Here is an 11,702-nt window from a genome sequence, read left to right on the forward strand (position 1 = left end):
TCGCCGACGAACTCAACGGCCGCCCCCGCCAGACCCTGGGCTGGCGCACCCCGGCCGAGGCGATGGCCGCCCTACTCTCGACCCACGATCACAACAGCGGTGTTGCGACCGCTCCTAGAAACCACCTCAGCTGATCGTGGCCTCAGCCGTCGAGGCGGTGCTTGAGGATCTCCAGCTCGTCCCACATGGTGCTGGGCAGCTTGTCGCCGAACTTCTCGAACCACTCGGTGATCTGCGGGACCTCGGCGCGCCACTCGTCCGTGTCGACGGCGAGGGCCTTGGCCACCTGCTCGGGGGTCAGGTCGAGGCCCGAGACGTCGAGCGAGTCCGGCGTCGGGACGTGCCCGATCGCGGTCTCCTCGGCGGCGGCGGTGCCCTCGAGCCGCTCGACGACCCACTTGAGCACGCGGCTGTTCTCGCCGAAGCCCGGCCACAGGAAGCCGCCGTCGTCGTCCCGGCGGAACCAGTTGACGTAGAAGATGCGCGGCAGCTTGGTGGCGTCGTGCGCCTTGCCGGTCTCCACCCAGTGCCGGAAGTAGTCGCCGGCGTTGTAGCCGATGAACGGCAGCATCGCGAACGGGTCGCGGCGGACGACGCCGACGGCGCCGGTGGCGGCCGCGGTGGTCTCCGACGACAGCGTCGCGCCCATGAAGACGCCGTGGTTCCAGTCCCGCGCCTCGGTCACCAGCGGGACCGTGGTCTTGCGCCGGCCGCCGAAGAGGATCGCCGAGATCGGCACGCCCTTCGGGTCGTCGTACTCCGGCGCGAGGATCGGGCACTGCGTGATGGGGGTGCAGAACCGGCTGTTCGGGTGGCTCGACGGCTCCTCCGACCCCGGCGTCCAGTCCCGGCCCTTCCAGTCGGTGAGGTGCGCGGGCGGTTCGTCGGTCATCCCCTCCCACCAGATGTCGCCGTCGTCGGTGAGGGCGACGTTGGTGAAGACGGAGTTGCCCTTGTCGATCGTGCGCATGGCGTTGGGGTTGGTGTCCCAGCCGGTGCCGGGGGCCACGCCGAACAGGCCGTACTCGGGGTTGAGCGCGTAGAGCCGGCCGTCCTCGCCGAAGCGCATCCAGGCGATGTCGTCGCCGAGCGTCTCGACCTCCCAGCCGGGGATGGTCGGCTCGAGCATCGCCAGGTTGGTCTTTCCGCAGGCCGAGGGGAAGGCGGCGGCGATGTAGTACGTCTTCTGCTGCGGGCTGGTCAGCTTGAGGATGAGCATGTGCTCGGCGAGCCAGCCCTCGTCGCGGGCCATGACCGAGGCGATCCGCAGCGAGTAGCACTTCTTGCCCAGCAGCGCGTTGCCGCCGTACCCGGAGCCGTAGGACCAGATGGCCCGCTCCTCCGGGAAGTGGGTGATGTACTTCGTCGAGCTGCACGGCCACGGCACGTCCTGCTGGCCCGGCTCGAGCGGGGCACCGAGCGAGTGCATGGCCGGGACGAACGCCGCGTCGTCGCCCATCGCCTCGAGGATCCGGCTGCCGATGCGGGCCATGACCCGCATGGAGACCACGACGTACTCGGAGTCGGTGAGCTCCACGCCGAACATGGGGCTCTCGGCCTCGACCGGGCCCATGCAGAAGGGGATGACGTACATGGTCCGGCCGCGCATGCACCCGCGGTACAGGCCGGTCATGATCGACTTCATCTCGTCGGGGGCCATCCAGTTGTTGGTGGGCCCCGCGTCGGCCTCGTCCACCGAGCAGATGAAGGTGCGGTCCTCGACGCGCGCCACGTCGCTGGGGTCGGAGGCACACCAGAACGAGTTGGGCTTCTTCTCCAGGCGGGTGAAGGTGCCCGCGTCGACCAGCTTCCGGGTGAGCCGCTCCCACTCCTCGTCGGTGCCGTCGACCCACACGACCCGGTCAGGGGTCGTGAGCTCGGCCATCTCCCGGACCCACGCCAGCAACCGGGCGTGCGTCGTGGGGGCGTTGTCCAAGCCGGGGGTGGCCACTGAGGTCACGGCATCTCCATCCATGTGGCTGAGCGGGTCGGCGCCGGGCCGTCCGGGGGACGGTTCGCCGGGATCCGGATCGAGTCAGGCTACAAGGCGTACACGGCCGTGTAACCGTGAGAGATGTTACGTATAGGACGTCTTGTCAGCGGACGGAAGACCCTGGTGGGGAGCGGCTTTCACCGCATCCGGCGACCCGGCCGGGCCAGCAGCGGGATCCGACGCCGATCCTCCGCCCCTATGCTGCGACCGTGGCCGGACGCCGCCTGCTCGTCGCGCTGTCCACCGCCCAGCTGGCGGTGCAGCTCCTCGGCGCCGGGGTCGCCGTGCGGCGCGCGGTGACCTACGACATCCCGTTCCTGCACGGCCGCCCGGACCGGGTTCGGCGCGACGCCCTGTGGCTCGGCAGCGCGTTCAGCGCGCCGACACCGATGATCGCGGCGCAGGCCTGGGCGACCGCGCGCCTCCTCGTCGGCCCGGACGATGCCGCCCCACGCGTGCTCGTCCTGCTCGGCGTGGCCATGCTGCCCGGCATCCTGCTGGAGCGGCGCGACCGGGAGCGGCTGACCCCGGCGGGCTTCGACCCGGTCGAGACGCCTCTCGTCGCCGGGGCCCTCGGACTCACCGCGGCGATGGTGCTGGCCGGGCGTCAGGTGCGGTAGGCGGGCCCGACCTCGGCGAAGAAGGCGTCCCAGTCGGTCGGCTGGGGCTCGCCGTGCAGCTCGGCGGCGAGCTTGTCGAGGTACCAGTGCCAGCCGGCCGCGACGTCGGCGACGCCCTCCTCGGTCGGCAGCACCTGGGTGAAGACCAGCACGGTGCGGCCGTCCTCGGTGCTCAGGTCGAGCTCGACCCGCCAGGGTTCCGGCTGCGCCCACTCCAGGACGAGCCGCCGCGGCGGGTCGCACTCGACGATGGTCGTCGGCGAGGCGGCCGGCTCGTCCCCCTCGTGCAGCATCGTGAACGTGCCGGCGCCGCCGGCGCCGCGCTCGCCCTCGTAGGTGCCGATCCAGCGGGCCGAGCGCTCGTTGTCGGTGAGCGCCGACCACACGTCCTCGATCGGGTCCGGCCAGCTCCGGCGGAACACCAGCCGCCGGCCGCCGTCGGGCTCGCGGGTGACGACGCCGCGCCGGTCGTCGGGGCTGTCGGTCATGGCTGGTCTCCGGTCCGTCGGGCCCGCCGGCCGCGGGCGATCTCGGTGTCGAGCGCGTCCAGGCGCTGGGCCCACAGGTCGCGGTAGGGCTCCAGCCAGTCGTCGAGCTCCCGCAGCGGTCGCGGGTCGAGCGCGTAGCGGCGGTGGCGGCCGTCCACCCGGTCGCGCACCAGCCCGGCCTCGCGCAGCACGCGCAGGTGCCGGCTGATCGCCGGGCGGCTCACCGGGAAGCGCGCGGCGAGCTCACCGGCGGCCAGCTCGCGGCGCGCCAGCAGGGCCACGATCTCCCGCCGGGTGGGGTCGGCGAGCGCCCCGAGCGCCTCCACGGGTAATGCGTAACACATCTGTTACGGGTTGGCCAGCGGCCGGTCGGGGCATGCGAGCGGCATGACCGTCACCGATCCCGACGTCCCCGACCCGCTCAACGACCCGCGCACCACGCAGGCCGACCCCGGCGCCGTCGCCGAGGGGGCCGACCTGGCCTCGACCGAGGACGACCCGGTGGCGACCGGCGAGGAGGAGCTGCAGGCCGGGCGGACGGAGGCCGACGACGCGGGGGGCGGCGACGTCACCGGCGGCGCGTTCTCCGAGGCGCCGCGCGGCTGAGCCGTTTCCGGTCGCGCCCGGGGGGAACCCCTCCCGCGTTCCCCTACCGCTCCGATCGGAGGAGGTCGCGATGGCCACGGGTGAGACCGGCTTCGAGGACGTCACCTACGACCTGATCTCGGTGCAGTACCACTCGCTGAAGGCCGGGCACGACTACGGCCAGTACGTCCGGGACGCCGAGAACGCCGGGCTCGACGACGTCGCGGCGTTCTTCCGCGAGGTCATGGACCAGGACTCGCAGCGGGCCAAGCGCTGCCACGAGTTCCTCAAGCAGCTGTCCGGGACCGAGCAGGGCGGCCCCGCCGTCCAGTAGCTGCTCAGACGGCGCACTCGTCGCCGACGCAGCCGTCGGCGTCCGGCACGGTCACGAGCGGGTGGGCGTCGGCCCACGCCCGCTCGAGCAGCTGCAGCAGCAGGTCGGCCGGCTGGGCGCCGGCGGCGCCGTACTTCCGGTCGACCACGAAGAACGGGACACCGGTCGCGCCCAGCGCCTGCGCGGTGGCGGCGTCGCGGCGGACGGCGTCCCGGTACCGGCGGTCGGCCAGGACCTCGCGCACCTCGGCCTCGTCCAGGCCCACCTCGACGGCCAGCGGCAGCAGGTCGTCGACGGAGAACAGCGGCCGGCCCTGCTCGAAGTGGGCGTGCAGCAGCCGCTCCTTCGTCTCCCCGCCCACGCCGCGCTCGGCGGCCAGGTGCAGCAGCTCGTGGGCGAGCGAGGTGTTGCCGCTGGTGCCGTTCGCCAGGTCGTAGCGCAGGCCCTCGCCGGCGGCCATCTCCTCGACCCGCGCCTGCATGGCGCGCATCTCCTCCACGGGCCGGCCGTACTTCTCGGCCAGCGCGGGCAGGGTCGGGAAGGTCTCGCCCTCGGGGATCGACGGGTCCAGCTGGAACGAGCGCCAGACGACCTCCACCTGGTCGCGGTGCGGGAACCGCTCCAGCGCCGCCTCCAGCCGCCGCTTGCCGATGTAGCACCACGGGCACACGACGTCGGACCACACCTCGATCTGCATGATCAGGTGAACGTTCAACGACCTCGGGTCATTCCGGGCCGTGGGCCTCCGCGCGCACGTCGCCGTCGGCGTCGGTCGGGTCGAGGAACACGTACCGCACGCCGGGATGGCGGGCGACCAGGCGGCGCTCCGCGTCGTCCGACGTCCGCTCGATCTCCTCGGCGGTGGCCTCGTCGGCGAAGTCCACCTCGGCCGCCACGACCAGCTGCCCGGGCCCGATCACCGAGGTGATCAGCAGCGGGACCTGCTCCACGTGCGGCAGCGCGGCGATCTCCGCCCGCAGCTCCTCCTCGATCCGCGACGACGCCGCCTGGCCGATGAGCAGCGAGACGTTGGCCCGCGCCAGCGCGTAGGCCACCGCCAGGAGGAGGACGCCGATCGTGATGGCCGCGATGCCGTCCCACACCGGTTCGCCGGTGACGTGCTCGAGGAAGAGCCCGGTCGCGGCGAGGACCAGCCCGACCAGGGCCGCGCTGTCCTCGAAGGTGACCGCCTTGACCGTGGTGTCGGTGGTGGTGGAGAGGTACCGCCCCGGCGTCACCTTCCACTTCCGGGCCGCTCCCCGGACCTGGCGGACGGCCTTGAGCCACGAGGCGCCCTCCAGCACGAACGACACCGCCAGGACGACGTAGGCGATCGTCGGCGAGCCCTGCTCCTCGCCGTGCAGGATCGTGCTGATCCCCTGCCACACCGAGAAGCCCGCGCCGAGCACGAACGTGCACAGCGAGGCCATGAACGCCCAGAAGTACGTCTCGCGGCCGTAGCCGAAGGGCTGCCGGTCGTCGGCCGGCTTGTTCCCGCGCTTGAGCGCGATGAACAGCAGCACCTCGGTGATGGTGTCGGCCAGCGAGTGCGCCGCCTCGGAGAGCATGGCCGAGGAGTGGCTGATCAGCCCGCCGACCAGCTTGGCGATCGCGATGCCCAGGTTGGCCAGCCCGGCGAGGACGACGGTGCCGGTGCTCTCGCTGCCGGAGTCGTGCTCCGGCCCGCCCGTGCCGCCGGGCACCGGCGGCGCCGGCGGTCCGGTGGTGACGACGGACTGCTCGGGGGCCGTTTCGCTCACGCCCCCGGCGATGCCCAGCGGTTGCACTCAGCAACCGCCGCGCAGGTCAGCGCACGCCGACGAGGTCCACCACGAAGACGAGGGTGGCGCCCGGCTTGATGACGCCGCCGGCGCCGCGGTCGCCGTAGGCCTTGTGCGGGGGGATGGTGAGCCGGCGGCGGCCGCCGACCTTCATGCCGGTGATGCCCTCGTCCCAGCCCTGGATGACCATGCCCACGCCCAGGCGGAACTCCAGCGGGTCGCCGCGGTCCCAGGAGGCGTCGAACTGCTCGCCGCCGTCGTGGGTGACGCCGACGTAGTGCGCGCTCACCAGGCTGCCGGGGGTGGCCTCGGGGCCGTCACCGACGACGAGGTCCTCGACCACGAGGTCGGCCGGGGCGGGGCCGGTCGGCGGGTCGACGTCCGGTCGGGTCAGCTCGGCCACGGTGCTCCCTCCTGCTCCCGGGGCGGTCCCGGCGCTGACCCCATCCAAGCAGCGGCGCCGGACCGCTGCTGGTCCGCGCCCCGGCGCGGGGCTCCCCACCGATCACGGAGAGGGCCGGGTCGTTAGCCTGCGCGGCGTGATCGACCACCTGTCGCTGCAGGTCGCGGACCTCGACGCCGCGGCGTCCTTCTACACGCGCGTGTTCGCCCCGCTCGGGGTGCGCGAGGCGATGCGGCACGGGGAGGCCGTGGGCCTCTGCGGCCCCGACGGCTTCCCGACGCTGTGGCTCGGCACGCAGGTGGACGACGGCGTGCGGCCGGTCCACCTGGCCCTGCGGGCGCCGTCGCGCGAGGCGGTCGACGAGGTCTTCGGCCTGGCGCGGGAGGCGGGCGCGGAGGTGCTGCACGAGCCGCGGATCTGGCCGGAGTACCACCCCGGCTACTACGCCGTCTTCTTCCGCGACCCCGACGGCAACAACGTCGAGGCGGTCCACCACACCCCGCCGTCGTCCTGATGCGGAGTGGATCCGTGCGCGTCACGCGCACGGATCCACTCCTCGCGCTCAGGTGAGCAGCAGGTCGAGGGCCGCGGCCGCCGTCCAGGACTGGCAGGCGCTGCCCAGCGGCTCCCCGGTGAACGGCTCGTAGTACTCCGCGAGCGAGCCCTCGGCGAGCTGGTCCAGCGACGCCCGGCGCAGCGGCGCCGCCACGTCGGTCAGCCCCCGCTGCTCCAGCATCCAGACGAACAGCCAGTTGACCACCGGCCAGCTCGGTCCGCGCCAGTAGGCCCGCTGCCGGAAGTCCGGCGACGTGGGGCTGGTGGTCGGCAGGACGGCGTGCCGCAGGCCGGGGTGGCCGGTCCAGTCCGCCGAGCGCAGCAGGTCCACCATCGCGTGCTCGGCCGGCTCGTCGAGGCCGCCGCACAGCAGCGGGGCGAAGCCGGCCACGGTCTGCACGCGCAGCGGCTCACCGGTGCGCAGGTCGGTGTCCAGCGCCAGCCCCAGCTCGGGGTCGACGCTGGCCGCGACGCCGGCCCGGAAGCGCGCCGCGTGCTCCTCGAGCTCGGCGACCTCGGGCGCGCCCAGCGACCGGGCGATCCGGGCGAGCGCGGCGCTCGCCGCGGCCATGATCGCGGACATGAAGACGTCGGTGGTGAGGTAGCTGGCCGTCGCCCGGATGCGGGCGTCGTCGTAGCCGGCCCGCTTGAGCTCCTCGACGCTGGTCAGGTACCGGTCGTACTCCAGCTGCGTCGGTCGCTGGCTGGTGTCGGTGACGATCCGGGTGTCCCGGCGCTGGTACGGCGGCAGGTCGGCGGCGACCTCGACCCGCGAGTACGGCCCGTCCCAGCGGGGCGAGTTGTCCATCCCGCCCTCCCAGCCGTGGTACGCGGTGAGCAGGCCGGTGCCCTCGGGGTCGCGCGCGGACGCCAGGTACCGGTGCCCGGCCAGGAGCTTGCGGTAGGCGCCGGGCAGCCAGGCGCGCACGTGCTCGGCGGCGGCCGGCCCGTGGCTCTCGTCGATGGCGACGATGCGCTCCACGGCCAGCGCGTGCACCGGCGGCTGGCAGATGCCGCTGGTGCGCGGGGCCGTCGGCGCCGCGTCGCTCACCTGGCAGCCCCACCGGTCGGGGCCGGGGAAGTAGTCGTGCTCGTCGGGGTCGAAGACGATGTGCGGCACCATGCCGGTCGTCCACTGCCCGCTGAACAGGTGGTCGAGCTCGGCGCACGCGCGGCCCGGGTCGAGGTGCGCGATGCCGACCGAGACGAACGCGGCGTCCCAGCTCCACTGGTGCGGGTAGAGGTGCGGCGCGGCCTTGGTCATCGCACCGGCGCTGTTCGCCCGCAGGGCGTAGGCGGCCCGGGCGGCCAGCTCGGCGCCCCGGACACCGGTCTCCTCGAGGACGGCGTCGGGGGCCCAGTCGAGGGCGACGTCGTGGGTGGCGGTCACGCGAGGCTCCTCAGCAGCGCGGTGGCCCGGGGCAGCGCCGCGGCGGCGTCGCCGGAGAGCCGGCACTCGAAGGCCAGGTAGCCGTCGTAGCCGACGGCGTCCAGGACGCGCAGGTGCGCGGCCCAGTCGACGTGCCCGGCGCCGGGCTCGAGGCGGTTGCTGTCGGAGAGCTGCACGTGGCCGAGGCGGCCGGCGACGGCGCGCAGGGCGCCCGGCGGGTCGGCCTCCTCGATGTTCATGTGGTAGGTGTCGGCACCCACCTGCACGCTCTTCAGTCCCGTGGCCTCCGCCAGCTCGGCGGCTTGGGCCAGGGTGTTCACCATGTGGTCCTCGTAGCGGTTCAGGGGTTCGAGCAGGATGCGGGTCCCCTCCCGCTCGGCGACCTCGCCGAGCCGGGCCAGCGCGTCGAGCAGGACCTCGCGGTCCTCCTCCTCCGAGCGGGGCGGGGTGAACGGGGGCAGCCGGCGGGAGAACATCCCCCACGAGGCCGGGGTCATGGCGCCGACGCCGCCGAGCGCGCCGATGACCTCGACCTGGCTGGTCATGTTGGCCAGCGCGTCGGCGCGGCGGTCGGCGTCGAAGTCGCCGATGAAGTGGTCCATCTCGACGCAGACGGTCGGCAGGACGACGCCGTCGCGCTGGGCGGCGCGCAGCTGCGGCAGCCGCTCGCGCAGCGCGTGGTCGCCCTGCCCGCGCAGCTCGATGGCGTCGAAGCCCCAGGCCAGCGCGGTGTCCCACTTCTCCTGCAGGGTCGCGCCGGGGAGCACCTGCTCCTGGACGGCGAGCTTCACGAGGCGCGCTCCAGCTCGGCCCGGGCCGGGCCGGCCGCGCGGAAGTCGAGCACCGTCTGCAGGGTCTCGGCCGGGCGCTCGTCGAGCAGCCGGTAGGCCTGCTCGACGTCCTGGCAGGGCACGACGTGGGAGACCAGCGAGGCGACGTCGACCCGGCCCTCGACCACCAGGCCCATGAAGACGCGGTGCAGCCGCTCCGGCGTCCACCGCTCCCCCAGGCCGGACGGCACGCCGCCGATCTGCGAGGACACGATCTGGATCCGGTTGTGGTGGAACTCCTCGCCGAGGTGCAGGCCGAGGCCCTCGCCCTGGTAGAAGCCGGACGCCACCACGCGGCCGCCGGCCGCGGTGGAGCGCACCGCCTCGTGCAGCGCCCGGTAGGAGCCGGAGAGCTCGATGGTGACGTCGGCGCCGTCGCGCGCGTAGCTCTTGACGCACTCGGCGACGGAGATGGCCTCGTCGGTGGGGTCGAGGGTCAGCGAGGCACCCAGCCGGGTGGCCAGCTCGAGGCGGGGGGCGATGCCGTCGACGGCGATGACGTGGGCCCCGGACAGCGCGGCCAGGCGGGTGGCGAGCAGGCCGATCACTCCCTGGCCGAAGACGGCGACGGTCTCGCCGAGGTGCAGGCCGGCGGCGAGGACGGCGTTGAGCGCGATGGCGCCCACCCGCGCGAAGACGCCGACCACCGGGTCGACGCCGGGCGGCAGCTGCCGGCCGGCCAGCTTCCCGGCGGGCAGCACGGCCTCGCTGCGGTGGCCCCAGATGCCGTACACGACGTCGCCCGGGCGCGGGTCGGCGACGTCGTCGGCGACCTCCACCACCTCGCCGACCTCGCTGTAGCCCCAGCCGGTCACCGGGTACTCGAAGCTGCGGCCACCCTCGGTGAACAGCCGCTGCTCGGGGTCCCACTGCTTGGTGAGGTAGACGTTGGAGCCGCGGTAGGCGGTCATCTCCGTGCCCGCCGAGATGCCGGAGTAGAGGGTGCGCACCCGCACCGTCCCGGGCCGGAGGACGGCCGCGTCCTCCTCGACGAGGGCGACGCTGCGGGGTCCTGTGAAGCTCACCACCAGCGGTCGCCCGAGGACCGCGGTGCCGCCGCGGGGCGGCCGTCCCGTCGCGACGGGGCGGACGGCCGCCTTCGTCGATGCGCTCACGATCGAGCTCGCCTCCCGGTCCTTCTGCCTCATGGCACCCATATCGGCATGTCTGGCGACCACTTTACAACGGATCCTTGACGTATTACGCGTAACTGCACTACATAACAGCCGAGTCTCGTTTGTGATGTACGGGACACCGGCGACCGCTACTGTCCGTAGCACCGGCCGCTCCGAGCAGGAGGAGAACGGAATGAGCGCAGCGAAGCGTCGACTCCGCGGAACCCTCGCCGTGGCCAGCGCGGCCGCCCTGATCGCCGGCTGCGGCTCCGACGACGGCGGAGGTGGCGGTGGCGACGGCGGCGGTGACGGCTCGCTGACGGTCTGGACCCTGGAGAACCTGCCCGACCGGCTGGAGGTCCAGGAGGAGATCGCCGCGGCGTTCACCGAGGAGACCGGCATCGAGGTCGAGCTGGTCGGCGTCGCCGAGGACCAGTACAACCAGCTGCTCACCTCGTCCGCGGCCGCCGACGAGCTCCCCGACGTCATCGGGGCGTTGTCGCTGGCCGGTGTCCAGGCGCTGGCGGCCAACGAGCTGCACAACCCCGACGCGGCGGCCGCCGTCGTCGAGGAGCTCGGCGAGGACACCTTCTCGGAGCAGTCGCTGGAACTGACGCGCGACGGCGACAGCCAGCTGGCCGTGCCCAGCGACGGCTGGGCGCAGCTGCTCGTCTACCGCAAGGACCTCTTCGACGCCGCCGGCCTCGCGGCGCCGGAGAGCTACGAGGACATCCTCGCCGCGGCTCAGGCGCTCGACACCCCGGAGGTGGCCGGCTTCACCGGCGCGAACGTGCCCGGCGACCCGTTCACCCAGCAGACCTTCGAGCACCTCGCCCTGGGCAACGGCTGCCAGATGGTCGACGACGAGGGCGAGATCCAGATGGCCAGCGACCAGTGCGTCGCCGCCTTCGAGTTCTACAACGACCTGATCACCCAGTACTCGGTCGCGGGCGCGCAGGACGTCGACACCACCCGGGCCGCCTACTTCGCCGGACAGGCCGCGATGGTGGTGTGGTCGTCGTTCATCCTCGACGAGATGGCCGGCCTGCGGAACGACGCCCTGCCGAGCTGCGCCGAGTGCACGGCCGACCCCGCGTTCCTGGCGCGCAACAGCGGCGTGGTCACCACGATCACCGGCCCGGACGGCGACGAGGGGGCGCAGTTCGGCGAGGTCGTCTCGTGGGCGGTCACCGTCGACGCCGACGCCGACCCAGCCCAGCAGTTCGTGGCCTACATGATGGAGGAGGGCTACGAGCAGTGGATCGGCTTCGCCCCGGAGGGCAAGGTGCCGACCCGCCAGGGCACCGCCGACGAGCCGACCCGCTACATCGACGCCTGGGCCACCCTCCCCGCGGGCGTCGACACCAAGGCCCCGCTCTCGGACTTCTACTCGCAGGACGTGCTGACCGCCCTGCAGGAGGCCCCGGACACGATCGCGCCGTGGGGCATCTCCCAGGGCCAGGGGGCACTGATCGGCGCATCCCTGGGTGAGCTGCCCGTGCCGGAGGCCATCGCCGCCATGACCGGCGGGCAGGTCAGTCCCGAGGAGGCGGCGCAACAGGCCGCCGACGCGCTCCAGGAGATCGCCGACGGTCTGGACTGATCGGC

At 73.3% G+C, this 11,702-nt stretch carries 14 protein-coding genes; 5 read left to right on the forward strand and 9 right to left on the reverse strand.

Annotation, left to right across the window (positions count from 1 at the left end):
- Positions 1 to 142 precede the first annotated feature (142 nt).
- Positions 143 to 1,960 carry a phosphoenolpyruvate carboxykinase (GTP) gene (locus ACI797_RS19415; RefSeq protein WP_456860481.1) on the reverse strand — a complete coding sequence of 606 codons (1,818 nt, stop codon included), beginning with the start codon at positions 1,958 to 1,960 and terminating at the stop codon, positions 143 to 145.
- A gap of 242 nt (positions 1,961 to 2,202) precedes the next feature.
- Between ACI797_RS19415 and ACI797_RS19420 the strand changes: the two genes are divergently transcribed.
- A complete protein-coding gene (locus ACI797_RS19420; RefSeq protein ID WP_456860483.1) occupies positions 2,203 to 2,613 on the forward strand; it encodes a hypothetical protein in 411 nt (136 codons plus the stop codon).
- Here the strand turns inward: ACI797_RS19420 and ACI797_RS19425 are convergent.
- Both ACI797_RS19425 and ACI797_RS19430 read right to left on the reverse strand, forming a co-directional pair.
- Positions 2,601 to 3,101 (reverse strand): SRPBCC family protein, encoded by a 501-nt coding sequence (locus ACI797_RS19425; RefSeq protein WP_456860485.1) that lies wholly within the window; start codon positions 3,099 to 3,101, stop codon positions 2,601 to 2,603. The genes ACI797_RS19420 and ACI797_RS19425 overlap by 13 nt on opposite strands.
- Positions 3,098 to 3,427, reverse strand: coding sequence for an ArsR/SmtB family transcription factor (locus ACI797_RS19430; RefSeq protein ID WP_456860487.1), 330 nt, complete (start codon positions 3,425 to 3,427; stop codon positions 3,098 to 3,100). Before ACI797_RS19430 ends, ACI797_RS19425 begins: the two co-directional genes overlap by 4 nt.
- Positions 3,428 to 3,488: 61 nt before the next feature.
- On the opposite strand from ACI797_RS19430, the gene ACI797_RS19435 reads away from it, so the two are divergent.
- Both ACI797_RS19435 and ACI797_RS19440 read left to right on the forward strand, forming a co-directional pair.
- The gene (locus ACI797_RS19435; protein ID WP_456860489.1) at positions 3,489 to 3,707 is read left to right on the forward strand and encodes a hypothetical protein; all 219 of its coding nucleotides are present in this window, start codon (positions 3,489 to 3,491) and stop codon (positions 3,705 to 3,707) included.
- Between the two features lie 70 nt (positions 3,708 to 3,777).
- On the forward strand, positions 3,778 to 4,020 hold the full coding sequence (locus ACI797_RS19440; RefSeq protein ID WP_456538284.1) for an acyl carrier protein: 243 nt from the start codon (positions 3,778 to 3,780) through the stop codon (positions 4,018 to 4,020).
- A 4-nt stretch (positions 4,021 to 4,024) separates the two neighbouring features.
- On the opposite strand, the gene ACI797_RS19445 is transcribed toward ACI797_RS19440, so the two are convergent.
- From ACI797_RS19445 to ACI797_RS19455, 3 genes are read right to left on the reverse strand one after another with little or no spacing between them, the layout of a single operon-like run.
- Entirely contained in the window at positions 4,025 to 4,717 is a 693-nt protein-coding gene (locus tag ACI797_RS19445) for a DsbA family oxidoreductase (protein ID WP_456860492.1), read from the reverse strand.
- A 28-nt stretch (positions 4,718 to 4,745) separates the two neighbouring features.
- A complete protein-coding gene (locus tag ACI797_RS19450) occupies positions 4,746 to 5,780 on the reverse strand; it encodes a cation diffusion facilitator family transporter (RefSeq protein WP_456860494.1) in 1,035 nt (344 codons plus the stop codon).
- Between the two features lie 46 nt (positions 5,781 to 5,826).
- Entirely contained in the window at positions 5,827 to 6,204 is a 378-nt protein-coding gene (locus ACI797_RS19455; RefSeq protein ID WP_456860496.1) for an FKBP-type peptidyl-prolyl cis-trans isomerase, read from the reverse strand.
- Positions 6,205 to 6,340: 136 nt separating this feature from the next.
- Between ACI797_RS19455 and ACI797_RS19460 the strand changes: the two genes are divergently transcribed.
- Positions 6,341 to 6,718: a VOC family protein gene (locus ACI797_RS19460; RefSeq protein WP_456860498.1), complete on the forward strand. Its 378-nt coding sequence runs from the start codon at positions 6,341 to 6,343 to the stop codon at positions 6,716 to 6,718.
- 48 nt (positions 6,719 to 6,766) lie between these two features.
- On the opposite strand, the gene ggh is transcribed toward ACI797_RS19460, so the two are convergent.
- Genes ggh through ACI797_RS19475 form a run of 3 tightly spaced genes read right to left on the reverse strand, consistent with a single transcriptional unit; the run spans position 6,767 to position 10,094 of the window.
- Positions 6,767 to 8,149, reverse strand: coding sequence for a glucosylglycerate hydrolase (gene ggh, locus ACI797_RS19465; protein WP_456860501.1), 1,383 nt, complete (start codon positions 8,147 to 8,149; stop codon positions 6,767 to 6,769).
- Positions 8,146 to 8,940, reverse strand: a complete 795-nt coding sequence (locus ACI797_RS19470; protein ID WP_456860503.1) for a sugar phosphate isomerase/epimerase family protein — start codon at positions 8,938 to 8,940, stop codon at positions 8,146 to 8,148. Before ACI797_RS19470 ends, ggh begins: the two co-directional genes overlap by 4 nt.
- Positions 8,937 to 10,094, reverse strand: coding sequence for a zinc-dependent alcohol dehydrogenase (locus tag ACI797_RS19475; RefSeq protein ID WP_456860505.1), 1,158 nt, complete (start codon positions 10,092 to 10,094; stop codon positions 8,937 to 8,939). Before ACI797_RS19475 ends, ACI797_RS19470 begins: the two co-directional genes overlap by 4 nt.
- Positions 10,095 to 10,287: 193 nt before the next feature.
- Here ACI797_RS19475 and ACI797_RS19480 point away from each other — a divergent pair, with 193 nt between their 5' ends.
- Positions 10,288 to 11,697, forward strand: coding sequence for an ABC transporter substrate-binding protein (locus ACI797_RS19480; protein WP_456860507.1), 1,410 nt, complete (start codon positions 10,288 to 10,290; stop codon positions 11,695 to 11,697).
- The last annotated feature ends 5 nt before the right edge of the window (positions 11,698 to 11,702 follow it).

The organism is Geodermatophilus sp. SYSU D00691, assembly GCF_054050275.1.

Excerpts from the sequence above, each read along its gene's own strand:
- ACI797_RS19435 (WP_456860489.1), top strand. The coding sequence starts at position 3,489 with ATGACCGTCACCGATCCCGACGTCCCCGACCCGCTCAACGACCCGCGC.
- ACI797_RS19425 (WP_456860485.1), bottom strand. The coding sequence starts at position 3,101 with ATGACCGACAGCCCCGACGACCGGCGCGGCGTCGTCACCCGCGAGCCC.
- ACI797_RS19480 (WP_456860507.1), top strand. The coding sequence starts at position 10,288 with ATGAGCGCAGCGAAGCGTCGACTCCGCGGAACCCTCGCCGTGGCCAGC.
- ACI797_RS19445 (WP_456860492.1), bottom strand. The coding sequence starts at position 4,717 with ATGCAGATCGAGGTGTGGTCCGACGTCGTGTGCCCGTGGTGCTACATC.
- ACI797_RS19440 (WP_456538284.1), top strand. The coding sequence starts at position 3,778 with ATGGCCACGGGTGAGACCGGCTTCGAGGACGTCACCTACGACCTGATC.